The sequence below is a fragment of the Yimella lutea genome, assembly GCF_006715095.1.
Lineage (GTDB): Bacteria > Actinomycetota > Actinomycetes > Actinomycetales > Dermatophilaceae > Yimella > Yimella lutea.
In genome coordinates this window covers 1,308,688-1,332,165 of sequence record NZ_VFMO01000001.1, presented here as the reverse complement: position 1 = coordinate 1,332,165, position 23,478 = coordinate 1,308,688, and the positions used below count along the sequence as shown (strand labels likewise).

Annotated in this window: 24 protein-coding genes; 17 read left to right on the top strand and 7 right to left on the bottom strand. The window is 67.4% G+C overall.

The features are described 5' to 3' along the window. Positions 1-21 precede the first annotated feature (21 nt). The 8 genes from rfbA to FB459_RS18035 all read left to right on the top strand — a co-directional run bounded on the left by rfbA (position 22) and on the right by FB459_RS18035 (position 5,420). The gene (rfbA, locus tag FB459_RS06350; RefSeq protein WP_141927850.1) at positions 22-912 is read left to right on the top strand and encodes a glucose-1-phosphate thymidylyltransferase RfbA; all 891 of its coding nucleotides are present in this window, start codon (positions 22-24) and stop codon (positions 910-912) included. Further along, positions 909-1,505, top strand: coding sequence for a dTDP-4-dehydrorhamnose 3,5-epimerase family protein (locus FB459_RS06345; protein ID WP_211345145.1), 597 nt, complete (start codon positions 909-911; stop codon positions 1,503-1,505). The genes rfbA and FB459_RS06345 overlap by 4 nt, the downstream gene beginning before the upstream one ends. Positions 1,506-1,729: 224 nt before the next feature. Continuing rightward, positions 1,730-2,641: an ABC transporter substrate-binding protein gene (locus FB459_RS06340; protein WP_141927849.1), complete on the top strand. Its 912-nt coding sequence runs from the start codon at positions 1,730-1,732 to the stop codon at positions 2,639-2,641. Continuing rightward, on the top strand, positions 2,641-3,582 hold the full coding sequence (locus FB459_RS06335; protein WP_141927848.1) for an amino acid ABC transporter permease: 942 nt from the start codon (positions 2,641-2,643) through the stop codon (positions 3,580-3,582). Before FB459_RS06340 ends, FB459_RS06335 begins: the two co-directional genes overlap by 1 nt. Continuing rightward, positions 3,579-4,415 carry an amino acid ABC transporter ATP-binding protein gene (locus FB459_RS06330; protein WP_141927847.1) on the top strand — a complete coding sequence of 279 codons (837 nt, stop codon included), beginning with the start codon at positions 3,579-3,581 and terminating at the stop codon, positions 4,413-4,415. Before FB459_RS06335 ends, FB459_RS06330 begins: the two co-directional genes overlap by 4 nt. A gap of 11 nt (positions 4,416-4,426) precedes the next feature. Next, positions 4,427-4,768 (top strand): S24 family peptidase, encoded by a 342-nt coding sequence (locus FB459_RS06325; RefSeq protein WP_141927846.1) that lies wholly within the window; start codon positions 4,427-4,429, stop codon positions 4,766-4,768. 75 nt (positions 4,769-4,843) lie between these two features. Continuing rightward, positions 4,844-5,245, top strand: a complete 402-nt coding sequence (gene sodN, locus FB459_RS06320) for a superoxide dismutase, Ni (protein ID WP_129627272.1) — start codon at positions 4,844-4,846, stop codon at positions 5,243-5,245. A gap of 52 nt (positions 5,246-5,297) precedes the next feature. Continuing rightward, complete coding sequence (locus tag FB459_RS18035) at positions 5,298-5,420, top strand: hypothetical protein (RefSeq protein WP_281279536.1); 123 nt, start codon at positions 5,298-5,300, stop codon at positions 5,418-5,420. Positions 5,421-5,491: 71 nt separating this feature from the next. On the opposite strand, the gene FB459_RS18210 is transcribed toward FB459_RS18035, so the two are convergent. Beyond that, a complete protein-coding gene (locus tag FB459_RS18210; RefSeq protein ID WP_370447367.1) occupies positions 5,492-5,566 on the bottom strand; it encodes a 50S ribosomal protein bL37 in 75 nt (24 codons plus the stop codon). A gap of 418 nt (positions 5,567-5,984) precedes the next feature. Between FB459_RS18210 and FB459_RS06315 the strand changes: the two genes are divergently transcribed. Beyond that, positions 5,985-7,223 (top strand): HD-GYP domain-containing protein, encoded by a 1,239-nt coding sequence (locus FB459_RS06315; protein WP_141927845.1) that lies wholly within the window; start codon positions 5,985-5,987, stop codon positions 7,221-7,223. Beyond that, a complete protein-coding gene (locus FB459_RS06310) occupies positions 7,220-8,491 on the top strand; it encodes an HD-GYP domain-containing protein (RefSeq protein WP_141927844.1) in 1,272 nt (423 codons plus the stop codon). Before FB459_RS06315 ends, FB459_RS06310 begins: the two co-directional genes overlap by 4 nt. Positions 8,492-8,517: 26 nt before the next feature. Here the strand turns inward: FB459_RS06310 and rsrA are convergent, their stop codons facing one another. The 4 genes from rsrA to FB459_RS06290 all read right to left on the bottom strand — a co-directional run bounded on the left by rsrA (position 8,518) and on the right by FB459_RS06290 (position 11,207). Then, positions 8,518-8,790 (bottom strand): mycothiol system anti-sigma-R factor, encoded by a 273-nt coding sequence (rsrA, locus tag FB459_RS06305; RefSeq protein WP_141927843.1) that lies wholly within the window; start codon positions 8,788-8,790, stop codon positions 8,518-8,520. Continuing rightward, positions 8,787-9,494 carry a sigma-70 family RNA polymerase sigma factor gene (locus FB459_RS06300; RefSeq protein ID WP_141929440.1) on the bottom strand — a complete coding sequence of 236 codons (708 nt, stop codon included), beginning with the start codon at positions 9,492-9,494 and terminating at the stop codon, positions 8,787-8,789. Before FB459_RS06300 ends, rsrA begins: the two co-directional genes overlap by 4 nt. Positions 9,495-9,725: 231 nt before the next feature. Then, positions 9,726-10,370 carry an alpha/beta hydrolase family protein gene (locus tag FB459_RS06295; protein ID WP_246092340.1) on the bottom strand — a complete coding sequence of 215 codons (645 nt, stop codon included), beginning with the start codon at positions 10,368-10,370 and terminating at the stop codon, positions 9,726-9,728. 3 nt (positions 10,371-10,373) lie between these two features. Then, the gene (locus FB459_RS06290) at positions 10,374-11,207 is read right to left on the bottom strand and encodes an SOS response-associated peptidase (RefSeq protein WP_141927842.1); all 834 of its coding nucleotides are present in this window, start codon (positions 11,205-11,207) and stop codon (positions 10,374-10,376) included. A 51-nt stretch (positions 11,208-11,258) separates the two neighbouring features. On the opposite strand from FB459_RS06290, the gene aroA reads away from it, so the two are divergent. Genes aroA through hisN form a run of 4 tightly spaced genes read left to right on the top strand, consistent with a single transcriptional unit; the run spans position 11,259 to position 16,193 of the window. After that, the gene (gene aroA / locus FB459_RS06285; RefSeq protein WP_141927841.1) at positions 11,259-12,560 is read left to right on the top strand and encodes a 3-phosphoshikimate 1-carboxyvinyltransferase; all 1,302 of its coding nucleotides are present in this window, start codon (positions 11,259-11,261) and stop codon (positions 12,558-12,560) included. Positions 12,561-12,563: 3 nt separating this feature from the next. Continuing rightward, positions 12,564-13,577, top strand: coding sequence for a ribosome small subunit-dependent GTPase A (rsgA, locus tag FB459_RS06280; RefSeq protein WP_141927840.1), 1,014 nt, complete (start codon positions 12,564-12,566; stop codon positions 13,575-13,577). A 10-nt stretch (positions 13,578-13,587) separates the two neighbouring features. Further along, positions 13,588-15,348 (top strand): FUSC family protein, encoded by a 1,761-nt coding sequence (locus FB459_RS06275; protein ID WP_141927839.1) that lies wholly within the window; start codon positions 13,588-13,590, stop codon positions 15,346-15,348. A 47-nt stretch (positions 15,349-15,395) separates the two neighbouring features. Continuing rightward, positions 15,396-16,193 carry a histidinol-phosphatase gene (gene hisN, locus FB459_RS06270; RefSeq protein ID WP_141927838.1) on the top strand — a complete coding sequence of 266 codons (798 nt, stop codon included), beginning with the start codon at positions 15,396-15,398 and terminating at the stop codon, positions 16,191-16,193. Between the two features lies 1 nt (position 16,194). On the opposite strand, the gene FB459_RS06265 is transcribed toward hisN, so the two are convergent. Together FB459_RS06265 and FB459_RS06260 are read right to left on the bottom strand one after the other, a co-directional pair. Continuing rightward, positions 16,195-17,538 (bottom strand): M16 family metallopeptidase, encoded by a 1,344-nt coding sequence (locus FB459_RS06265; RefSeq protein WP_141927837.1) that lies wholly within the window; start codon positions 17,536-17,538, stop codon positions 16,195-16,197. Then, positions 17,535-18,809: a M16 family metallopeptidase gene (locus FB459_RS06260; RefSeq protein ID WP_141927836.1), complete on the bottom strand. Its 1,275-nt coding sequence runs from the start codon at positions 18,807-18,809 to the stop codon at positions 17,535-17,537. Before FB459_RS06260 ends, FB459_RS06265 begins: the two co-directional genes overlap by 4 nt. 153 nt (positions 18,810-18,962) lie before the next feature. Here FB459_RS06260 and FB459_RS06255 point away from each other — a divergent pair, with 153 nt between their 5' ends. The 3 genes from FB459_RS06255 to smpB all read left to right on the top strand — a co-directional run bounded on the left by FB459_RS06255 (position 18,963) and on the right by smpB (position 23,466). Further along, entirely contained in the window at positions 18,963-20,207 is a 1,245-nt protein-coding gene (locus FB459_RS06255; protein ID WP_141927835.1) for an FHA domain-containing protein, read from the top strand. An 87-nt stretch (positions 20,208-20,294) separates the two neighbouring features. Continuing rightward, complete coding sequence (locus FB459_RS06250; RefSeq protein ID WP_141927834.1) at positions 20,295-22,901, top strand: FHA domain-containing protein; 2,607 nt, start codon at positions 20,295-20,297, stop codon at positions 22,899-22,901. 85 nt (positions 22,902-22,986) lie between these two features. Then, entirely contained in the window at positions 22,987-23,466 is a 480-nt protein-coding gene (gene smpB, locus FB459_RS06245; protein WP_129627308.1) for an SsrA-binding protein SmpB, read from the top strand. The last annotated feature ends 12 nt before the right edge of the window (positions 23,467-23,478 follow it).

Below are 23,478 nucleotides of genomic sequence, written 5' to 3'. Positions count from 1 at the left end.
CCAACCCATAGACTGCCGCGGGTGAAGGGAATCATTCTCGCTGGCGGGTCAGGCACACGACTGCACCCGATCACTCGCGGCATCAGCAAACAACTCATGCCGATCTACGACAAACCGATGATCTACTACCCGCTGTCAACCCTGATGATGGCCGGCATCCGCGAAATCCTGATCATCACCACACCCCACGACGCCGAGCAATTCCAACGCCTGCTCGGCGACGGATCCCAATGGGGCATCGAGCTGACCTACGCCGTACAACCCTCACCCGACGGCCTCGCCCAAGCCTTCATCATCGGCGCCGACTTCATCGGCAAGGACAACGTCGCCTTCGTCCTCGGCGACAACATTTTTCACGGCACTGGACTCGGCACCCGCCTACGCGACCACAACAACCTCACCGGCGGGCTCATCTTCGCCTACCACGTCCCCAACCCCACCGCCTACGGGGTCGTGGAATTCGACGAACACATGCGCGCCGTGTCCATCGAGGAAAAACCCACCTACCCCAAATCGAACTACGCCGTCCCCGGTCTCTACTTCTACGACAACAACGTCATCGACATCGCCCGCAACCTACAACCCAGCACCCGCGGCGAACTCGAGATCACCGGCATCAACGACGCCTACCTCCAACAAGGCACCCTGCAAGTCACCGTCCTACCCCGCGGCACCGCCTGGTTCGACACGGGCACCTTCGACGGCCTCATGTCCGCCTCCCAATTCGTTCACGTCGTCGAAGAACAACAAGGACTCAAAATCGGGTGCATCGAAGAAATCGCCTGGCACAACGGTTGGCTCGACGACGACACTCTGCGACAACACGCCGACGACCTCACCAAAAGCGGATACGGCCTCTACCTACACCGCATCCTCGCCGAACCCCGACGCGAAGGACGACTCGCCCGATGAACATCGAACCCCTCGCCATCGAAGGCGCCTACGTCATCACCCCGCGCCAGTTCCCCGACGACCGCGGCGTATTCATGGAAGGCTTCCGCGCCGACAAACTCGCCGAACACCTCGGCCACCAGATGCAGGTCCTGCAGACCAACATCTCCGTCTCCAGCGCCGGCACCGTCCGCGGCATCCACTACGCCGACGTACCACCCTCACAAGCCAAATACATCACCGCCGCCTCCGGCGCCCTCATCGACTACATCATCGACATCCGCGTCGGCTCCCCCACTTACGGCCAATGGGACTGCGTCCTGCTCGACAGCGACTCCCGCAAAGCCGTCTACCTGTCCGAAGGACTCGGTCACGCCTTCTGCGCGCTGCAGGACGACACCACCGCCGTCTACCTCTGCTCCGCCGTCTACAACCCCGAACGCGAACACGGCATCCACCCCCTCGACCCCGCCATCGGACTCACCCTCCCCGACGGAATCGAACCCACCCTCTCCCCCAAAGATCACGCCGCACCCAACCTCGCCGACGCCGAAGCACAAGGCCTGCTGCCCACCTACGAAGACTGCCTCAACTACCGCAACTCGCTGCGCTGAACAACGGTCGCTGCGACACGGCGGACAATCGCGCACGAGTTCGACGGCTCAGTCGGTGAGTCCTCGCCGCTGCGCCAGCGGCACCGTCCGGTCGGCGACCGGACGAACAGGCGGTCACAGCGGCATCACACTTTCGGCGAATCCGAAGCGACTGCACGGCAACGGTGCGAAGATCTGCGCACATTCGGGCCCGCTCGGGTCGTCGATCTGCAAGGAGTTCCACCATGGCACTGGTCCACTCGCGTTCACGTATCGCTCTGGCCACAGCAGTCGCTCTCACCTTCGGTCTCACCGCCTGCGGTTCGGACAGCCTCGAGGAGGGCACCAGCAGCGCAAAAGAGTCGGTGAAGAGCGTCGCCAAGGACACCTCGCTCGCCGACAAGGTGCCGGCTGCCCTGAAGAGCAAGGGCACGCTGACTATCGGTACCGACGCGTCCTACCCGCCCAATGAGTACTTCGACACCGACGGCAAGACGATCGTCGGAATGGACATCGAATTACTCGACGCGGTACTCGGCAAGCTGGGACTCAAGGCGAAGTACGTCAACGGCGGCTTCGACTCGCTCATCCTCGGTGTCGGATCCGGCAAGTACGACATGAGCGTCTCCTCGTTCACCATCAACAAGGAGCGCATGCAGCAGGTCACGATGGTGAGCTACCTCAAGGCCGGCAGCCAGTGGGTCGTGCCGAAGGGCAACCCGAAGAAGATTTCGCTCGACGACGCCTGCGGAAAGACGGTCACCGTCCAGAAGGGCACCGTCCAGGTCACCGACATGCAGGCCCGTAGCAAGAAGTGCACCACTGGCGGCAAGGGTGAGATCAAGCTGCTCATCGAACAGGACCAGAGCAAGGCAACGCTGAACCTGTCCGCAGGCAAGGCCGACGCGATGGTGGCAGACCTCCCGGTCTCGGTCGACGCCGTCAACAAGAGTGGCGACAAGCTCGAACTGCTCGGTGAGAACTACGACACCGCCCCCTACGGCTACGTGGTCAAGAAGGACCAGAACGAGTTCGGCAACGTGCTTGTCGAAGGCTTGAAGGCCATCAAGAAGGACGGCACCTACGACCAGATCCTCAAGAAGTGGAAGGTCGACGGCGGCGCCATCGACGACTTCGCGGTCAACCCCTCGGTCTGATGACCACTCGGACACACAACGACGACCGGCCGGGTGAGATCAACGCCCGGCCGGTCCGGCACCCGTGGCGCTTCGTCGCCGTCGCGGGCATCCTGATTCTCGTCGCGATGTTCGTGAGCTCGTTGCTCACCAACGACCGGTGGAATCTTGAGTTCGTCCCGAACGTGATGAACTTCAGCCCCGTCCTGCGTGGCCTGGTACAGGGCACGATCGTCTGCACGATCGGCGCGATGGTTCTCGGCGTCACTCTGGGCATCCTGCTGGCGGTCATGCGACTGTCGGGCAACCCCGTCCTTCGCGGCGTCGCCTTCGCCTACACCTGGTTCTTCCGCGCCGTCCCCCGCCTCGTCCTGCTGGTGATGCTCGGCGTGGGCGCCGGATTCCTCTACCCCAAGCTCGACGTCGGCATTCCGTTCGCGCAGCAGATCTTCGGAATCGACACCCCGCTGGTGTTCGGCTCGATCGACGTCAACGCGTTGTCCAACGGAATCGCAGTCGGCATTCTCGGGCTCGGCCTGTCAGAAGCCGCCTATATGGCCGAGATCGCGCGGGCCGGCATCCTGTCGGTCGACAAGGGCCAATCCGAGGCCGCTCAGGCACTCGGCATGAGCAACGGCAAGACCATGCGTCGCGTCGTGCTCCCGCAGGCGATGCGCGTGATCGTCCCGCCGACCGGCAACGAGACGATCGCGATGGTCAAGGACTCCTCACTGCTCGTGGCAGTGCCGGTGTCCAACGAGCTCTGGTTCCAAGTCACCCAGGTGGCCAACAACACCGGCCGAATCATGCCCGCCTACGTCGCCGGATTCCTGTGGTACCTGATCATCTGCTCCATCCTGATGGTCGGCCAGTACTTCCTGGAGCGACGCTTCGGACGCGGCTACGGCACCCAGACGAACAGCTCACGAAAACTCACGATGATCGGCAAGGGATCCGCATGACCACCGGCACCCACGTGCAGCCGCTCGTCCACGCGGTCAACGTGACCAAACGCTTCGGCGACAACAAGGTGCTCAAGGGCATCGACCTCGACGTCCGCGAGGGCGAGGTGGTCTGCCTGCTCGGTCCGTCGGGTTCGGGCAAGACCACGTTCCTGCGCTGCATCAACCAGTTGGAGTCCATCAACGGTGGACGCATCTGGGTGGACGGCGACCTCATGGGGTACGAGGATCGCGGTGGCACGCTGCACCACCTACCCGACAGGAAGATCGCCGACCAGCGTCGCGAGATCGGGATGGTCTTCCAGCGATTCAACCTGTTCCCACACATGACGGCGCTGGAAAACGTCGCCGAGGCGCCGGTGCACGTCAAGGGTGTCGGCAAGAAGCAGGCACGCGACGAGGCACGCACATTGCTCGAGCGGGTGGGTCTTGGCGACCGCTGCGACCACTACCCCGCGCAGTTGTCGGGTGGCCAGCAGCAGCGGGTCGCGATCGCCCGCGCTCTCGCGATGCACCCCAAGTTGATGCTGTTCGACGAGCCGACCTCTGCGCTCGACCCCGAACTTGTCGGCGAGGTGCTCGACGTGATGCGCGAGCTGGCGCAAGGCGGGATGACGATGATCGTGGTGACCCACGAGATCGCGTTCGCCCGTGACGTCGCCGACCGTGTCGTCTTCATGGACGCCGGCGTGGTGGTCGAGCAAGGAGAGCCACGCGAGATCATCGCCCGCCCACAGCACGAACGCACCCGCACCTTTCTGCGTCGCATCCTTGCCGAGCAGGACGAATCGCCGACACGGGAGCCCGACGCACCCAACCTCACCAAGGGCTGAGCGGGACGCGAATGTCGTTGTCCCGCTTCAAGATCGGCCTCGCCATCGTGCGAGGCCGATCCATGTTGCCCACCTATCAGGACGGCGACCGGCTACTGGTGCTGTACGGCGCCCGTCCCCGTCCCGGACGCGTCCACCTGGTGCAGTTACCACCGTCACCGGCCGGTCCGCGTCCGCTGGCCGTCAAGCGGGTCCGTGGTGAGACACCGGACGGATGGTGGGTCGAGAGCGACAACCCTGCCGAGGGCACAGACTCCCGAACGGTCGGCGCCATCGCGTCCTGCGGGATGGTCGCCGCGGTGATCGGCGGACGACCGTTGCCCCGCCGCCCACTCGGTCGCCGCGCGGAGTAAGTTCGATCTCGACAGGGCTTGCTCGGCTGCTGCCGAGCGGGCCACGCCCAGCGAAAACCCACGGGAAGGACTTTCATGTTCCGCCGTTTCATCGCCCCCACCGTCGAGGTCAGCGCCCACTGCGACCTGCCCTGTGGCGTCTATGACCCCGCTCAGGCCCGCATCGAGGCCGAGTCGATCAAGGCCATCATCAAGAAGGTCGCCGACAACGACGACCCGGACTTCCGCACCCGCGCGATCCTGATCAAGGAACAACGCTCCGAGCTGGTCAAGCACCACCTCTGGGTGCTGTGGACCGACTACTTCAAGCCGCCGCACTTCGAGAAGTACCCCGAGCTGCACACCCTCGTCAACGAGGCCACCAAGCTCGCCGGCGCCAGCGGCACCAAGGGTGAGCTGGACGAGAAGGTCGCCGACGACCTCCTCGCCAAGATCGCCGAGATCGATCGCATCTTCTGGGAGACCAAGAAGGCCTGAGCACCGCTCCCGGTTCGAAGGGGCACGACCGTCGCGGTCGTGCCCCTTCGTCATGTTCAGGATCGGGTCCGACCAGGACGACCCACGCGTCCAGGCGTACGACCCGGACCCGTTCGAGGACCACACCCACGACGAGGTCGGGTCGTCCGGCAAGCACGCCCCACGCACGACCTGACGTCCGACCGGCAGGAACGGCGAAGGAGCGGTGCAGATGCACCGCTCCTTCGTCATGTTTGTGCGATTCGCTCAGGCGTTGGGACGCTTGCCGTGGTTGGCACCCTTGCCCTTGCGCGCACGACGCTTACGACCGCGCTTGCTCATGGTCTGCTCCTGAATGTCGTCCAATGGCCGGGCAGGCCCGGCAAACTCCGTCAGTCTCCCACACCGGCACCCGGAGGCAGAAATCACCTGACGTTCACTGCAGGTCACCCAGCCTGAACATCTGTTCAAGGATGTGTGACACATGGCATAATGAAGGACTGCGCTCGACCGAGCGCATGACTACAGCATTCAGGTGGACCATCTATGAACGCCTTCCTCGAACTGCTTGCCGCCATGCTGTCCGGCGGGCAGACCACGTCCCCCACCTCGATTGTCGGATGGCGTCCGCCGGGCGGCAACTGATCCCCTGATCGGAAACATGAACACCACTACGGCGCCGCCCCCCAGCGGCGCCGTACCGGCTTCCCCGACAGATCCACGACGAGCAGCTCTAGGCAGCGCCACCCCACTCACGACGGTGCTCGGCGTTGCACTGTTCGGCGCGATCATCGCGTGCACGCTCATGGGCGACGGCGTTCAGGACTCGGTCACTCTCGTCCTGCTCGTCTGCGTCGCATGGGTCGCCGAGTCGTTCTCCGCCTTCGCCCAGCGGTTCGCTTCAATGTCACTGACGTCGACCCTGATGGGTGTTGCTGCTGTGCTCTGCGGACCGGTCGGTGCGGCCGCCCTGGGAATCATCGCCGCCAGCCTCTTCCTTAGCACATGGTCATCCCGCGTCCGGGCGTTCAACGCAGTGATGACCGGCTGGGTCGGCATGGCCGGCGGCGTCGTGTTCAGTGTCATGACCGATGCCGGGACCGGTCGGCGGCCATGGATCAGCGAGCACATCTCGACGCTTTCGTTCCCGATGTTCGTGGCCACCCTGGTCATGCTGCTGGTCAACGCCCTGCTGCTGAGCGCGGTCATCCACATCACCGCCGGGGTGCCGTACAACGTGTCGCTGCGCGACTTCGGACGCAGCAGCTCGCTGCTGTTCCTCACCGGCGGCCTCATCTCCTACCTGGTCGTGGTGCTGTGGGTCGGTGCTCGCATCGGGCCGTTCACGGTCCTGGTCATGGCACCTCCGCTGCTGCTGGCGCAATGGGCCTACTCCTCCCTCGCCGCCGAGGCATCCAACGTCGACCACGCCGTCGAGGCGCTGGTGTCCGCCCTCGAACTCCACCGTCCGGGGTCTCGCCGCCACGGCGAGCTCGTGATGGTGATCGCGGAGGAGATCGGCAATGTGCGCGGTTTGTCCGAAGCCGACGTCCAGGACGTCCGCCATGCAGCACGCCTGCACCACCTGGGCACCATCGACCCCGATCGCCCGAACATCATCACCGTCGACCGTGAGTCCGCCCGTAGCGGAGCAGGCCTGCTCGACGGCGTCGACTTCCTGAGCAGCGTCCGGAAGGTCATCGCCACCCAGTCCGACCCACTGGGTGCGCCGGGCAACACGTCGGTGACAGGGGTGCTGGCCACCGCCGATGCGCTGGCGTCGATGCTCGAGCACCGGCTCATGGAGCTCGGCCGCGACGCAGGCGTCGATTCCACGCTGATCTGCGAGTGCATCGAGGCCGTTGCCCGACGCGACGAACTCGACCCGGCCGCCCGTCAGGGCATGTCCGCTGCAGCCGGCGGAACCCTGCCTGAGCAGATCATCCAGAAACTCGCCTCGCCGTCCCCGTTGGGGGTCCACGAGGGTGCCGTGGGATGAGGAGTCGTCAGCCGCTGGTCGATCGCGCGATCGTTGTGCTGAGCACGGTCGTGCTGCTCGTCGCGGCTGCCACGCTCGCCCTCAATCCGGCACAGGCACTTGCCGACGCGGGTTGGCGTCTGGGCGTGATGACCATCGCGCTCGCCCTGGTCGTCCCGCTGCATCTTCGACTGCCCAGCGGCACGGACGCATCGCCACTGGCGCCGTCCATCGGACTGGCGATGGTGCTGACTCCGTTGTCGACCGCTCAGAATGACCTGACCGGCACCGCTCTGGTGGTCGTCGCCCTCGCGGTCGGAACGATGGTCGGGGTGGGTTTGTCCTCGTTGCTGGGTCAAGGCCGCACCTCGTTGGCGATGCTCGGCAGCCGCCTCATCGGCGCAACGGCAGCCGCCCTGCTGTTCCGCAACATGCCGATCATCGACGGCGAATCGCCGGCTTCGGCTGCTCAAGGATGGCTCGACGATCCGTGGCGCACGGCGCTGGCGATGACCCTTTGCGGCCTGGTGGCGATCGCCGTCGACCTCGGGCTTCTCGTGCTGCGCACTGCCGCACCGGGACGCCTTGGCACCCAGGGCGAACAACTTGCCCGCGAGATCGGTCCGGTCTGGCTCGCGGTACTGGGCATCGCGGTCGCGATCGCGCTGGGGTTCGGCCCGCTCGATCTGTGGTCGGTGCCGGTCATGGCCTCACCCCTGTTGCTTATGCGAACCGCTCTTCGCCGGCAGGCGGGGATCGTCCGGGTGCGCCACGACGCCATCGCCGCGCTGGGGCAGCTCACGGACGGCACGGGCTACACCACCACCGGCCACGGGCGTCGGGTTCGTGACCTGGCGCGCGAGGTCGGCCTGCAGTTGATGCTGAGTGACCGGGAGCTACGCGACCTGGAGACGGCGGCACTGATGCATGACGTGGGCCAACTCGGATTGACCGACCCGATCCCGGGCGGCGCCACCAGCGAAGCCGCACCGTCCGACCAGGCCGCGATCGCAATCGCAGGAGCCCGAGTCGTCCGGACCCTCGGCGGGATGGAACGGGTCGCCGAGATCATCGAGCAGCAGACCACGCCGTACCGCAATGTGCGCGAGTTCGGCGAGGACGTCCCGATCGAGTGCCGCATCCTGAAGGTGTGCAACGCCTACGACGACCTCACCCAGGGACGTCCCGAAGCGCGGGCCGAGGCCATCGAGCGGATCTCGCTGGGCATGGGCTACGAGTACGACCCGGACGTCGTCGACCTGCTGACCCACGCCGGCACCACCCGCTGACGGCGAAGCAGGCCGGACGGACCGATTCAGTCGATGCAGTGGACCTCCACCGTCGTGACCTGGATGCTGATCCGCTGCATGATCTGCGTGCGCAGGGCGACGGGCGCCGATTCGCACTGGCAGGAGCGACGCACGAGCGCCTTCATGATCGCGTCGCGCTGGTACTCGTCCAGGCACGGCGGGCAGTCGGCCAGGTGCTCCTTGAGCGCGGCGCACTCCGCGTCGGTGAGTTCACCGTCGAGGTACTCGCCCAGGTGCTGCAGGTAACTGTCGCACCCGTGGGCCCCGTCGAACATCATGCGTCGTCACCCTTGATGAATCCGCGCTCACGCGCGTAGTCGGTGAGCTTCTCCCGCAGCATCCGGCGTCCGCGGTGCAGGCGCGACATCACGGTGCCGATCGGGGTTTCCATGATGTCGGCGATCTCCTTGTAGGAGAAGCCTTCGACATCGGCGAAGTAGACGGCCAACCGGAAGTCCTCCGGGATGTCCTGCAACGCGCGCTTCACATCGGAGTCGGGCAGGTGGTCCAGCGCCTCGGCCTCGGCGGACTTCAGGCCCTTGGACGTGTGCGCCTCGGCACGTGCGAGTTGGTAGTCCTCGATCTCGGCGGCGTCGGACTGCAACGGCTGCCGCTGCTTCTTGCGGTAGTCGTTGATGTAGGTGTTGGTCAGGATGCGGTACAGCCACGCCTTCAGGTTCGTTCCCGGCTTGTACTGGTGGAACGCGGCGTACGCCTTCGCGAAGGTCTCCTGGACGAGGTCCTCGGCGTCGGAGGGGTTGCGCGTGGTGCGCAGTGCGGCGCTGTAGAGCTGGTCGAGGTAAGGCATCGCGTCGCGTTCGAAGCGAGCCAGGCGCTCGGCCGGCGATTCCGCGGACACGTCGACGGTGCCGCCGGAGACAGCGGTCTTCTCGTGGCTGCGGTCATCGTCGTCGCCGTCGGCCACGTCGTCCGGCAGGTCGGTTGGCACGGTCGCCGTGCTGAAGGATCGATCCTGAGTCATCGTGGTCCAGCCTAACGCCGACCGCTGACGGTCGGTCTCCTTCGGCTTGGCCGGTAGGCCGAGACCGTTGGGCGCCGGCTGGGGCGCGGCGTCGTACGCCACGTCGTCGGGCGCGCAGGGTGCGGCAAACACGCTCGGTTTCCTCCTCCCGTGCGAGCACTCACCCGCACGCTCAGGCCAACACCCGTCGGGACCTGATCATTCCGGCCTCACCCGACCCAGACGCGCGGTTCAACGGGCGAGTGTGCCGAGCCAGTCCCGCACCGCAGCCACGACGTCGTCGGGCTGCTTGCTGAAGCCGTGCGCCCCCTTGCACGCGAAGACCGGCAGCGCGTCACCGAACTCGTCGTGGAAATCGTCCGGACGGCCGAACGGGTCGGTTGCTCCCTGCACCACCGCGATCGGCAGCCCGGCATCCAGCACGCCACGCACCTCGCACGCGCGGCCCCGGTCGGACTTGCCGGCCCCGCTCAGCGGGAACGACAGGGCCAGCACGGCGTCCGCACCCACCTCGACCGCGGTGCGACAGGCGACCCGGGCACCGGCGGACCGGCCGCCCACGACCAACGGACCGGGCAGCTTGCCGCGACCCGCGGTGAGCGCCGCGATGATCGTCGCCCATGCCACGTCCAGTGTTCTGGGCGGCGTCGCCAGCTTGCGTCCGGCAACCCGCCAGGGTTGCTCGACACGGACGTAGTTCCAACCGTCGGCAACGAGGGTACGGAGCGCAACCAGGTCGGGCGCTTCGATCCCGCCGCCGGCACCGTGGCTCACCACAACCGTGCCGCGAGCATCCGTCGCACGCTCGATGTGCGCTCGGCCGACTCCCTGAGGAGTGTCGATCTCCGTGATCTGCAGCCTGGTCTGCACCGACATCCGCTACGCCCCGATGATCTCGCCGGTGGTCGGGTCGGTGACTCCCCGAAGCTCGTCCCGGCCGATCGGCAGGGTCAACTGCTCGCCGTTGTTGCGTCCGGAACCGACTGCGGACGAGACCGGCCACGCCTCGAAACGGCCCGGCGGAGGCGATTCGAGCAGCGCGCGCACCTCGTCCGGGTCCTTGGTGTCCGGGTCGAGCCAGTGCTGCCACACCTCGCGGTCGAGCACCAGCGGCTGACGGTCGTGGATGCGGTCGAGGCCGGCCTCGGCCGCGGTGGTGATGATCGAGAACGTCGTGAGCCACGCGTCCGGGTCGTCCGCGTCCTTGCTCTTGTCGCGCCAGAACTCATAGACACCCGCGAACGCACAGTGCTCGCCGTCGCCACGACGGATGAAGAACGGCTGCTTGCGCGGCTTGCCCTTCGCGTCGGTCGCGGTCTGACTGACCTGCCACTCATACCAACCGTCAGCCGGAACCAGGCACCGCCGATCGACCGCGGCCTTCGCGAATGCGCCCTTGTCGAGCAAGGTCTCGGATCGAGCGTTGATCATTCGCAGACCGACCTTGGTGTCCCTGGACCACGACGGCACCAGACCCCACGTCAGCAGGCGCAGCTGACGGACCGGTGCGTTGTCGGGATCGTCTTTCGGAACACGCGTCAGCACGACGGTCGACTGCTTGGTCGGAGCCATGTTCCAGTCGGGCGCACCGGCCGGCGGTTGCTGTGGGTTCACCAACACCGATCGAGCGTGCTCATCGGTGCGGTCCTCGTCGACATCGAACTCGTCGGCGATGTCGTCCGGGCTGAAGCTGGCTGCGTATCGCCCACACATGTGGCCAGCCTAGAGCCGCGCACGTGCGCTCTCGCACTACCGTTGGACCCGATGGATCCGCATACTCCCACCGGCGACTGGCCGGCACCGACCGCCCCTGGCCCGCTCGACTCGACCGTGCTGGTGCCCGGTTCGAAGAGCCTGACCAACAGGTACGCAGTGCTCGCGGCACTTGCGACCGACGCCTCGCGGATCACCCGTCCGCTGGTCTCGCGCGACACGACTTTGATGATCGACGCCCTGCGCAGCCTCGGCACGCAGGTGATCGAGGAGGAGGTCGACGACGAACCGAGTTGGCTGATCGAACCACTTGCCCTGCGCGGGCCGGCCCGTATCGACTGCGGTCTCGCCGGCACCGTTATGCGCTTCCTGCCGCCGGTCGCCGCTCTCGCCGACGGCGAGGTCTCCTTCGACGGCGACCCGCACGCGCGTAACCGTCCGATGGCGCCGGTTCTCGGTGCGCTGCGTGACCTTGGGGTCGAACTGCGCACCGAGGGCGCCGAGGCTCTCCCCTTCACCGTCGTCGCAAACGGCTCGGTGCGCGGTGGCACGGTGCTGATCGACGCGTCCGGTTCATCGCAGTTCGTGTCGGCGCTGCTGCTGGCCGGTGCCCGCTTCGAGCAGGGCATCACCGTGGTCCATGACGGCAAACCGTTGCCGTCGTTGCCGCACATCGCGATGACTGTCGAGGTGCTGCGCGATTCCGGTGTGGTGGTCGACGATCTGGACGCGAACACCTGGCGGGTCGAACCGTCCGAGGTCTGCCCGGTCGAGGTCGAGGTGGAGCCCGACCTTTCCAATGCGGCACCGTTCCTGTCCGCGGCACTGGTCGCCGGAGGGTCCGTGCGCGTGCCGGGCTGGCCGCAGTTCACGACGCAGGCGGGCGACGCGATCCGCGACATCCTGGACGCGATGGGCGCCGACGTGAGCTTGGACCGCGACGGTCTCACCGTCAGCGGCGACGGACAGATCTCGGCGGTCGATCTCGACCTGCACGACGTCGGTGAACTGACCCCCGTGGTCGCGGCGCTCGCCGCGCTCGCCGATTCCCCCAGCCAGTTGCGCGGCATCGCACATCTGCGCGGCCACGAGACCGATCGCCTGGCGGCGCTCACCGCCGAACTGAACGGTCTCGGCGGCAAGGTCACCGAGACCGACGACGGCCTGCGCATCGATCCCGCGCCACTGCACGAGGGCGTCTTCCACACCTACGGCGATCACCGCATGGTGATGGCCGCCGCAGTGCTGGGCTTGCGGGTGCCCGGAGTCGTGGTCGAGGACGTCGCGACCGTGGGCAAGACGCTTCCCACCTTCACCCGGCTCTGGGGTCAGATGCTCGGGCGTCGGGACTGATCCGTGGGCGGACGCTACGACTACGACGAGTCGCGCATCGGCGTGCGTCCGAACCGGCGCGGTACCCGTCCGCGCACCAAGGACCGCCCGGCGCACAAGGACGCGATCATCGGCATGGTGACCGCCGTCGACCGAGGACGCTGGACCGTGCTGGTCGACGATCACCCGGTCACCGCGATGCGAGCGCGCGAACTGCACCGCAGCCCGATCGTTCCGGGCGACCGCGTGGGACTCGTCGGGGACACGTCCGGCACCGAGGGCTCCCTCGCCCGCATCATCCGGATCGAGGAGCGCGACACGTTCCTTCGCCGCACCGCCGACGACACCGATCCCGTGGAGCGGGTGCTGGTAGCCAACGCCGACCAGCTGGCGATCGTCACCGCCCTGGCCGATCCGGAGCCGCGTCCGCGGATGGTCGACCGATGCCTGGTCGCCGCGTACGACGCCGGCATGGAGCCGCTGCTCGTGCTCACCAAGGCCGACCTCGCCGATCCGGACGAGTTCATGAGAACCTATGCGGGACTAGATGTTTCGTACGTCGTCACCGAGGTCAGGGACGACGGCACCATCACCGGGCTCGACGCCGTCCACGAGCGGGTCCACGATCGGATGACCGTTCTGGTGGGGCACTCCGGAGTCGGCAAATCGACCTTGGTCAATGCCCTCGTGCCCGGGACGGACCGGGCCGTCGGACACGTCAACGCCGTCACCGGACGCGGCCGACACACCTCGACCTCGGCCATCGCACTGCCGCTGCCCGAGGGCGGCTGGGTGATCGACACCCCGGGCGTCAGATCGTTCGGTCTGGCCCACGTCGATCCGGCTTCGTTCATCGACCACTTCCCCGAACTCGCGGCGGGCACCGAGGAATGCCCACGCGGGTGCACGCACGACAACGAGTACTGTGCGCTGGACGCCTGGGTCGCGGCCGGCCACGCCGGCGATTCCGGGCCGGCCCGGTTGGAGTCGCTGCGCCGCTTGCTGCGTTCGCGCCTGGGCAACCCCGAGGACGAGTGACGGTGCTGCGGTGGCGATCGGGTTGAGCACCGCCGGCTCCCACCTGTCGGCGCTCGCCGAGATCAAGTCGGCGCCGGGTCAGTGGAAGGTCGCCCTTCGCGCGACCGCGATGACGACGGTGACCGTACTGGTCGTCTGGGCCACGCTGGGCAAGGAACTCGCGCTGCTGTCGATCATCGGGTCCTTCATCGGCAACACCGCGATCCGCCGCCCGTGGCGCGCTCGGCTGCACATCCTGCTCTGGATGGACGCCGCCTACCTGATCGGTTGCGCGATCGCGGTGCTCATCGGCGACAACCCCGTGCTGTTCACGCTGTCGATGACCGCCATCGCCATGACGGCGGTGCTCGGCTACAACGCACTGATGGCCGACCCACCGGGACCGATGTTCCTCATCATCGGTCCCGCGATCGCCTCCTACCTGCCGACGATCGGGGTGGGCGCCTGGCAGGTGATGGCGGTCTGCGCACTCAGTTGCCTGGTCGCGTCCGTCACGACGTTGGTGCTACATCCGCGCGCCAAGGAGTCCGCCGAAACCCTCGCTGTGGCGAAGGCTGCCGATGCGGTCGAAGACCTCACCGAGGCGACGGACAAAGCTTCGGACGACGCCCTCGAACTGGCCCGACTGCGGGACGCCGCCTACGCGGAGGTGCTTGCCGCGAGCATGACGCTCGCCGAAGCGTCCGGACGAAATCCTGTTGGGCGACAGTGGCATTCGTTGCTCATCGAGCTGCGCAAGCTGCACTTCGAGGTCATCGACGAGGTCGCCGAACGGTGGCTGCCGGGAGCGGTCGTCGAGGTCGAGGCGGGTGCTCAGCGCAGGTACCTGGGTGCCCCACCGGTGGAGTACATGCTGCGCTGGGGACTCTCTCCACGGTCGCTGCCGTGGCTGGCCGCCCGCCGCATCGGCATGGCGATCGCGCTCACCTGTGCCGTCTCGTACGGGCTGCAGTTACACCATCCGTTCTGGGCGGTGATGACGACCGCTCTGGTGATGTCACTGGGCACCGACCGCCTGTCCCTCACCCACCGCGGACTGCACAGGATGCTCGGCACACTTGCCGGCATCGTCGTGTTCATCGGCGTCCACGCGCTGCACCCGCCGCTCGAGGCCGCGATCGCGATCTGCCTCGTGCTGGTCTTCCTGGTCCAGTGGACCGCCGTACGCAACTATGCGATCGCCGCCTTCTTCGTGACCCCGATGGCGCTGCTGGTGACCACCACAAGCAACGAGGGGCAGGCGGTGGGTGACGTCGTCGGCGAACGCATCATCGACACACTCATCGGCGTCGGAGTGAGCCTGCTGGTGATGTGGGCGACCGACCGACGGGCGCCGATCGCTTTGGTACGCAGGCAGTTCCGGCGGGTGCTGCGAGTGACCGCTGACCTGTTGGAGCTCCTGGCGGCAGGCGATCAAGCATCCGAGACGGGGTTCCGGGTGCGGCGCGACCTCGCCTACGAGCAACTGCAGGCGGCCCGCATCCTGAAGATCGCCCAGGAGGACCTCCCCGTGACGCTCGGATCCTGGTCCCGGGTCGAGATCACCGTCAATCAGCTGGTCTTCACCGCTCTCGTGGCCTGTTGGCTGCGCGACCCGACCGAGCACCTGGACGCTGCCGGGATGGCCACACGTCTGCGCACCGTGATCCGTGAGTTGCCGCCGGTCAGCACGCGTCTGGTCGACGCCGATCAGTTGTGCGAACAGTTGGACACCGTGCTGGGCATCGGTGCGCCACAGCTCCCGCTCCGCACCGTCCAGGCGGACGACTGACGCGCAGGTCCCGGCGCCACCACAGCAGGGTCGCTACGGTCGTCCTCGTGAGTTACTCCGATGATGTCCGTATCGCCCACGTGATCGCCGATGCGGTCGAGCCGACGACGATGGGCCGGTTCCGGGCCGACGACCTGATCGTCAACGCCAAACCCGACCTGACACCGGTGAGCGACGCCGACATCGCGACGGAGGAGATCATCCGCGCTCAGCTCAAACGGGCCCGCCCGCGCGACGCCGTCGAAGGCGAGGAACAAGGCCTGGTCGGCGAGGGTCCGCGTCGCTGGGTCGTGGATCCGATCGACGGCACCAAGAACTACGTCCGCGGTCTGCCGGTCTGGGCGACCCTCATCGCCCTGGTCGAGGACGACGAGCCGGTGGTCGGCCTCGTCGCCGCCCCCGCACTCGGGCGCCGCTGGTGGGCGGGCAAGGGGACCGGCGCCTGGACCGGACGAAACCTGCAGAGCGCCAAGCAGATTCACGTGTCCAAGGTGTCGCGGATCGAGGACGCCTCGATGTCGTACGCCAACGTGCGCGACTGGGACGCCCACGGCAAGCGCGAAGCGATGCTGCAACTGATGGACGATGTCTGGCGCAGCAGGGCGTACGGCGACTTCTGGTCGCACGTGCTCGTCGCCGAGGGCGCCGTCGACATCGCGCCCGAGCCCGAACTCGCCACCTACGACATGGCTGCGTTGGTGCCGATCGTCACCGAGGCCGGTGGCCGGTTCACCGGCCTCGACGGGAAACCCGGCTGCTGGAGCGGCAACGCGGTCAGCAGCAACGGCCTGCTGCACGACGAGGTGCTGCACCGCTTGGGAACGTCGGGCGCACCCGAGGCGTAGGTCAGACGACCGTCAGATCGCCGATGCCGAGCGCACCCACTTGGTCGGCGTACTTATCGGCATCACCGACGAGCACGATCGTCCGAGGCTGCGAACTCCATTGCTGCCAGGCCGAGTTCACGTCCTCGAGGGTCAACGACCGCATGGCCGCGAGGTAGTCGGTGATGAACGAGGTGTCCAGGCCGACGAAATGGAGCGACGCTGCCTCGTCGGCGACCGCGTCCGCAGTGGCGTACCGGGCGGGAGCCGTCATCGACAGGAAATCGACGCCCTCGCGCAGCTCCTCGGCGTCCAGACCGCCGTCGACGCCGTCGAAGATCTCCCCCAGCAGCCGTAACGAATCGGGCGTGGAGTCCGCCCGCACCGAGCCCGCGACGATGAACTGCCCGAAGTCGGACCGCGGTCGGAAACTGCCGCGCATCCCGTAGGTATAGCCCTTCTCCTCGCGCAGCACCCGGTCGATGCGGGCGTGCGGCGAACCGCCGACGGCGTACGACAACACCGGGTAGGGCGCCCACTGCGTGCCGTTCTCGCGGGCCGGGCCCAACCAGCCGAGGTGGATCTCGGTCTGCACCGAGCCCGGACGGTCGACGAAGACGACGCGGTTGCGGTCGTCCGCGGGCTGGTCGGATGCGACGTCCAGCGTCGGCGCGGACGTCTGGGAGTGCCAACCGCCCAGCGTCCGGTTCAACGCAGCGAGCATCGTTTGTTCGTCGAAGTCACCCGCCACCACCACGAACGCATCGCCCGGGCGCACCCAGTCGGCGTGAAAGCGTGCGCAGTCCTCACGGGTGAGGTCGGCAAGCGACTCGCGCGTTCCCCCGGTGGGCCGGGACAACCGCGACTGCGGGGTGAAGAAGGTACGGACGAACTCCAACGTCCCGCGGTAGCCGGGGTCGGCGAGATCGTGGTCGATCTGCGAGATCCGTTGCAGGCGATGGCGATTCACCTCCTGCTCAGGGAAGGCCGGTTGGGTGAGGCATTCCAGCGCGAGCCCGAAGCCGGTCTCGACGTTGCGGGTGGTCGCTTCGAGGTCGAGCCAGATGCCGTGCTGGGTGACGCCCGCGTGCAGCGCGATGCCGTTGCCCTCGAACAGTTCGGCCATCTCGTCGGCGGAGTGCGATGCGGTGCCCTCGTCCATCGTCCGGGAGACCATCGTCATCACCCCTTCCCGGTCGCGCGGCTCGGCGGCCAGCGGAACCGGGAGGTTGAGACGGGTGGAGGTGACGTGTTGTCCCGGCAACGGATAGAGCGCGACCTGCAGTCCGTTGTCGAGCGTGTGCTCGCTCGCCTGCGGGAAGGTCCACGGCGCGGGCGGGTGCACCTCGGGTCGGGCGGCGTTCATGCTGCGGCTCCCTTCTTGTGGACGACGACAGCTCGGGAGCCGGGCCGCATCCATTCACTCGCGACCCGGCGTACCTCATCGGCGGTGACCGTCGCGGCGTCGTCCAGGTGGGTGTTGATGAACTGCGGGTCGTCATGCAGCAGCGTCGACTGGCTGATCGTGTCGGCCCGCTCCTCGTGCACGGCGAGCGCCTGCAGCCAGCCGCGCTCGAAGTCGGCGAAGGCGGCCTTCATCTCGGCGCCGGTCGGGCCCTCGTCGGCCAGACGGGTGAGTTCCTCGCAGATGACCTCCTCGACCCGGTCGATGCTCGAGTCCTCGGCCGCGTCCGCTGTCAGCAGGCCGAGCGAGACACCGTCGAGCAGACCCATGCAACTGCGCGAGACGTGGGTGGCGACCTGCTCGCTGCGGACGGCCCGCCGGTACAGCCGCGAGGTGGCCAGGCCCGAAAGGATGTCGAACGCCGCCTCGGCGACCAGGTAGTCACGGGTGTGGTCGGGCGGGAGTCGGAACGCGAGGTAGAGCCGGTCGTCGGGTACGTCGTCCGTGCGCTCGAAACGTAGCGGCGCCGTCAACGGCGGCAACGGTTCCGTGCGCGGGGCGAGCGCGATGTCGGCGCGCGGGATACCGCCGAAGTACTTGTCCGCCAACTCGATCCCCTGTTCGGCACCGACGTCGCCGACCAACGTGAGCACGGTGTTGTTGGGGCCGTAGTGCCGCTTGAAGAAGTCGTGGACGTCGTCCAGCGTCGCCGCGTCCAGATCGGCCATCGAGCCGATCGTGGAGTGGTGGTAGGGGTGGTCCTCGGGGAAGACGAGGCCGTAGAGGTCCTCCAACGCGTGCCCGTACGGCCGGTTGTCGTAGCGCTGTTGCTTCTCCTCCTTCACCACGTCGCGCTGATTGTCCAGGCAGGTCTGCGTGACGGCATCCAGCAGATAGCCGTGCCGATCGGCTTCCAGCCAGAGCGCGAGATCGAGCACGCCGGTCGGGACGGTCTCGAAGTAGTTGGTGCGGTCGAACCAGGTCGTCGCGTTCAGCCGGGAGCCGTGGCCCATCAGGACGCGCATGTGCTCGCCCTCGGCGACATTGCGCGACCCCTGGAACATCAGGTGCTCGAACAGGTGAGCCAGTCCAGTGCGGCCGGGCGTCTCGTGACGTGAACCGACGTTCACCCAGAGGTTCACGGCGACGACCGGGACGCTCGGGTCGGGCGCGACCACGACGCGCAGTCCGTTGTCGAGGGTGTGGTCGTGCACATCGAAGTCCAAGGGCATGGGCGCCACCCTAAGCGGGTGGAACCGCCGTGCCCTGACGGGCGTCGGGGCAATCGTCCGGCATTCGTCCTCACGGGTGAGTTGCCCGGTAACCTGAACCGACGTCCGGCCGGTGCGCCGGACCGCAGATCGTCAACGAAAGTCGGAGACCTGATGAGCACCTCGCACGACCCGCAGTTCGGCAGCCACCCGGCCGCCCCCGCGCACGGCGGTCACGGCGCTCCGGCGCAGATCGTCTGGCAGGACACCTCGCCCGGTGCGACGCCCGCGTGGACAGGCCCGGCCGCCTTCGGCGCCGAGAGCGAGAACGCGCCGGCCGAAGCAGCCGCACACGAGGAACCGAAGTCGCTGTCGTCCGCCTGGGCCTCGTGGTCGCGGACGCAGGAGCCGGCGGCCTCCGATGCTCCCGCCCGGCGCGACAGCTTCACGAACGACCGGAATGACCGACGTGATGACGTGCGCGTCGATGAACCGGTGGCACAGCAGCCGGTCGAGGATTTCGCCTCGCAGGAGCAGGTCGCGCAGGTCGAGCCTGATTCCGACTCCGAGGACCCACGTGAAGCACAGGCGCCGGCCCACGAGCCGAACGTCCCGCAGACCTCGCACGACCAGCACGACCAGCACGAGCACCATGTGCCCGACGAGCAGTCCTCGGGCCTGAGCCTGAGCAAGGACGAAAGCCACCGCGACGAACCGAACGACTTTGGTGCCCCGGCGGACGGTCAGGCCACCATGCACCACCGTCCCGACGACGACGACTTCGGCGGCGAGGACCGGCGTGGACCGGACGACGGATCGCAGGGCGGCTACGACCCGTACGCCCGTCCGGCGCAGCAGCCCGAGCCGTTCGGTGGCCACGACGACCGCGCCCCCGGTGAGGTGCACCGCCCGCCGATGGACGGGCCGCAGGCACAGCCCTTCCAGCGGGACGCCTCGTACCCGGCGCAGGGGCAGCCCCAGGGTTATCAGCAGGGCTACCAGCAAGGACAGGGCCAGGCCGAGGCGCAGGACGCCTGGTCCGCCCACCACCAGGGACTGGCGGCCGAGAGCCCGATGGCGACCGACCCGTCGGCGGGTGACGCGATCCCGGCTCCGCCCGCGAACGATGCCCCGGGCGAGTCCGGTGCAGGCTCCACGGCCACCGACTCCGACGACGATGCACTGACCATCGGGCGTGGACGCGATAACTCGATCGTCCTCGACGACATGTTGGTCTCGCGCAAGCACCTGCGCATCACCGCCGACGACGAAGGACTGCTGTTGGAGGACCTCGGCAGCCGTAACGGCACCTATGTCAACGGACGCCGGGTCGAGCGCTCGCACCTGCAGGAAGGCGACCGGATCGGCGTGGGTGGCACTACGTTCGAGGTGCGCGACGGCTGGCTGGTGACGATCTGATCTCACGAGACGGAGACCGCTTGTTGATCGATTGTTCGAACCTGCCGCGAGTACGCACATGACCACCACGACCAGGGGGACGGGTCGATGACCGATGTCCGCATCACGTACGGCGACAACTCACGCCGTATCGCCAACAACCAGATCCTGACCATCGGCCGCAGCCGCGACAACGACCTGATGATCACCGACGCGGGTGCTTCGCGCCGGCACGCCCAGGTGCGCCGCACGGGTGACCGGATCGAGGTCACCGACCTCGGCTCCTCCAATGGCACCTTCGTCGACGGTCAGCGGATCAGCGGGCCCACGATCGTTGCCGCCGGTGGACGCGTCCAGTTCGGCGGTCTGGATGCGCAGCCGATCGGTGTCGTGATCCGTGACTCGGGTACCACCGGCGGTTCCACGAGTGCGCCGATGCCCTCGGCGGGAGCCCGCATGCCCGGTCCCGGCTCACGCCCGGTGACCGGTGGCCCTTCGGGACCGACCGGACCCACGCGTCCCGGCGGTGGTCCGAGCGGACCCTTACCCAAGCGCCTGCCCGCGACCTCGTCGGTGCCTCGCGTCCCCTCTCACACCGGTGTGGTGTTCGACCGCTACCAGTTGCAGGATGCGATGCGGGCGCCGTCCGACGGTCGCCCGACAGCCTTGAGCGGCGCCGCTCCTCAGGTGCTGGCTCCTGCCGGCGGGCCGGGCGGACAGCGCGGCCCGGGCGGCCCGGGCGGTGCAGGCGCCCCGGGCCCGGGTGCGGCTCAGGGCACGCTGACCATCGGTCGCGGCCTGGAGAACCAGGTCGTCGTCGATGACCTGTTGGTCTCCCGGGTGCATGCTCGCCTGGTGCCGAACGGTGTCGGGTTCGACGTCCAGGACCTCGACAGCCGCAACGGCACGTACATCAACGGTCAGCGGATCACCGCGGGACGTCTCGGCGAGGGCGACCTGCTGGCCGTCGGTCACTCGCGGTTCACGGTGTTGCGCGGTCAGCTCGTCGCCAGCCTCGACGAGGGTGACGTCAACTTCGTCGCCAACCATCTGACCTTCGAGTTGCCGAGTGGCAAGAAGCTGCTGGACGACATCTCGTTCGCCCTCGAAGGGTCCAGCCTGCTCGCGGTCATCGGCCCGTCGGGCGCCGGCAAGTCGACGCTGTTGAAGGCGCTGACCGGTTCGCAGCAGGCGACCGAGGGCGAGGTCTACTACGACGGACGAGACCTGTACGAGAACTTCGACGACCTGCGTCACCGCATCGGAGTCGTGCCGCAGGACGACGTCGTCCACCGCCAGCTCACCGTCAAGCAGGCGCTGCGGTTCGCCGCGGAGCTCCGTTTCCCGGACGACCTCGACAAGCACCTGCGCGACCGCCGGGTCGATGAGGTCATGGGCGAACTCGACCTCACCGCCCACGCCGACACCCGGGTCGACAAGCTGTCCGGTGGCCAGCGCAAGCGCACCTCGGTCGCGCTCGAGTTGCTGACCCGACCCTCGCTGCTGTTCCTGGACGAACCGACGTCCGGTCTCGACCCGGGCCTGGACAAGCAAGTCATGCACACGCTGCGCGGCCTGGCCGACGGCGGTCGCACAGTCGTGGTGATCACGCACAGTGTCGCCAACCTCAACGTCTGCGACAAGGTGCTGTTGCTGGCGCCTGGTGGCAAGGTCGCCTACTTCGGACCGCCCGACCAGGTCCTGCCCTTCTTCGGGCTCTCCGACCACGCCGACGTGTTCACTCAGGTCGCCCGCGATCCCGAGGGATCGAAGCAGCGCTTCAAGGCCTCCCCGCTCGAGGCCGAGCAGATCGAAGCACCGCTGTCGGCTCGTCGTCCTGCGCAACGTCCGCTGGAGAAGCCGCCGAGGCAGCAGTCCATCGGTTCGCAGTTGTCGACGCTCGCGCGGCGGCACCTCAAGGTGATCTTCGCCGACAAGGGTTACACCGCGTTCATGCTGTTGCTTCCGGTCGTGCTCGCCGTCCTGGTGATGGTCGTCCCGAGCAAGCACGGACTGGCCACTCCGCCGGCCGATCAGATCAACACCGCCGAACCACGCGTCCTGCTGGTGGTGATCATCGTCGGGGCGCTGTTCATGGGCACGGCGGCGAGCATCAGGGAACTGGTCGGCGAGCGCGCCATCTTCACCCGGGAGAAGGCGGTCGGTCTGTCACCGGCGGCGTACCTGTGGAGCAAACTGGCGATCTTCGGCTTCCTGACGCTGCTGCAGTCGATCGTGCTGGTCGTCCTGGTGACGTTGGTCAAGCCCGGTCCGTCGTCGGCGGTGATGTTCGGCAGCGGACTGATCGAGTTGATCATCGCCACCTGGCTCACCGCTTTCTGCGCGGTCGCGCTCGGCCTGTTGATGTCGAGCTTCGTGACGACCAGCGAGCAGGTCATGCCGCTGCTCGTGGTGTCGATCATGACGCAGATGGTGCTGTGCGGTGGCCTGTTCCCTGTCGACGGGCGAGCGGTCATGGAGCAGCTGAGTTGGTTCACCCCGGGTCGCTGGGGGTACGCCGCGGCCGTGTCCACCGTCGGTCTGCAGGACTGGATCCCCGACGGCGAACAGTTCGCCGCCTATCGTGCCGACGTCGATGACCCACTGTGGTCGCACTCCTCCGGCACCTGGATCCTGTGCGTCGCGATGCTGCTGGTGCTCGCGGCCGTCTTCACCGCGTTGACCCAGTGGCGGTTGCGCAAGACCGCCGACTGATCAGCACCACAAGCAGCCACACCCTGGGCAGCCCCACCGACAATTCGGTGGGGCTGCACCCGTTTCGGCACGTATCCTTCTCGGTATGCCCCGTGAAGCCGGCAAGAAGATCATCGCCAACAACAAGAAGGCGCGCCACGACTACCTCATCGAGGAGACGGTCGAGGCGGGCCTGGTCCTCATGGGCACCGAGGTGAAGAGCCTGCGCATGGGGCGCGCCAACCTCACCGACGGTTTCGCCGGCGAACGCAACGGCGAGCTGTGGTTGGAGAACGTCCACATTCCCGAATACCTGCAGGGCACCTGGACCAACCACTCGGCCAAGCGCCGTCGCAAGCTGCTGATGCACCGCGCCGAGATCGACAAGCTGATCGCCAAGTCGCGCGAGTCCGGGCACACGCTCATCCCGCTGTCGCTGTACTTCCTCGACGGCAAGGCGAAGGTCGAGATCGGCCTGGCGAAGGGCAAGAAGCTGCACGACAAGCGGCAGTCGCTGCGCGAACGGCAGGACAACCGCGAAGCCGAGCGGGCGATGTCGAACGCGTTCAAGCGCGGTCGCAGGTAGGCGCGATGCGCA

Excerpts from the sequence above, each read along its gene's own strand:
- FB459_RS06265 (WP_141927837.1), bottom strand. The coding sequence starts at position 17,538 with ATGAACGCCGCCCGACCCGAGGTGCACCCGCCCGCGCCGTGGACCTTC.
- FB459_RS06300 (WP_141929440.1), bottom strand. The coding sequence starts at position 9,494 with ATGACTCAGGATCGATCCTTCAGCACGGCGACCGTGCCAACCGACCTG.
- aroA (WP_141927841.1), top strand. The coding sequence starts at position 11,259 with ATGGATCCGCATACTCCCACCGGCGACTGGCCGGCACCGACCGCCCCT.
- rsrA (WP_141927843.1), bottom strand. The coding sequence starts at position 8,790 with ATGATGTTCGACGGGGCCCACGGGTGCGACAGTTACCTGCAGCACCTG.
- FB459_RS06290 (WP_141927842.1), bottom strand. The coding sequence starts at position 11,207 with ATGTGTGGGCGATACGCAGCCAGCTTCAGCCCGGACGACATCGCCGAC.
- FB459_RS06325 (WP_141927846.1), top strand. The coding sequence starts at position 4,427 with ATGTCGTTGTCCCGCTTCAAGATCGGCCTCGCCATCGTGCGAGGCCGA.
- FB459_RS06250 (WP_141927834.1), top strand. The coding sequence starts at position 20,295 with ATGACCGATGTCCGCATCACGTACGGCGACAACTCACGCCGTATCGCC.
- FB459_RS06310 (WP_141927844.1), top strand. The coding sequence starts at position 7,220 with ATGAGGAGTCGTCAGCCGCTGGTCGATCGCGCGATCGTTGTGCTGAGC.
- smpB (WP_129627308.1), top strand. The coding sequence starts at position 22,987 with ATGCCCCGTGAAGCCGGCAAGAAGATCATCGCCAACAACAAGAAGGCG.
- FB459_RS18035 (WP_281279536.1), top strand. The coding sequence starts at position 5,298 with ATGTTCAGGATCGGGTCCGACCAGGACGACCCACGCGTCCAGGCGTAC.
- FB459_RS06255 (WP_141927835.1), top strand. The coding sequence starts at position 18,963 with ATGAGCACCTCGCACGACCCGCAGTTCGGCAGCCACCCGGCCGCCCCC.
- FB459_RS06330 (WP_141927847.1), top strand. The coding sequence starts at position 3,579 with ATGACCACCGGCACCCACGTGCAGCCGCTCGTCCACGCGGTCAACGTG.
- FB459_RS06345 (WP_211345145.1), top strand. The coding sequence starts at position 909 with ATGAACATCGAACCCCTCGCCATCGAAGGCGCCTACGTCATCACCCCG.
- sodN (WP_129627272.1), top strand. The coding sequence starts at position 4,844 with ATGTTCCGCCGTTTCATCGCCCCCACCGTCGAGGTCAGCGCCCACTGC.
- FB459_RS06295 (WP_246092340.1), bottom strand. The coding sequence starts at position 10,370 with ATGTCGGTGCAGACCAGGCTGCAGATCACGGAGATCGACACTCCTCAG.
- FB459_RS06260 (WP_141927836.1), bottom strand. The coding sequence starts at position 18,809 with ATGCCCTTGGACTTCGATGTGCACGACCACACCCTCGACAACGGACTG.
- FB459_RS06335 (WP_141927848.1), top strand. The coding sequence starts at position 2,641 with ATGACCACTCGGACACACAACGACGACCGGCCGGGTGAGATCAACGCC.
- FB459_RS06340 (WP_141927849.1), top strand. The coding sequence starts at position 1,730 with ATGGCACTGGTCCACTCGCGTTCACGTATCGCTCTGGCCACAGCAGTC.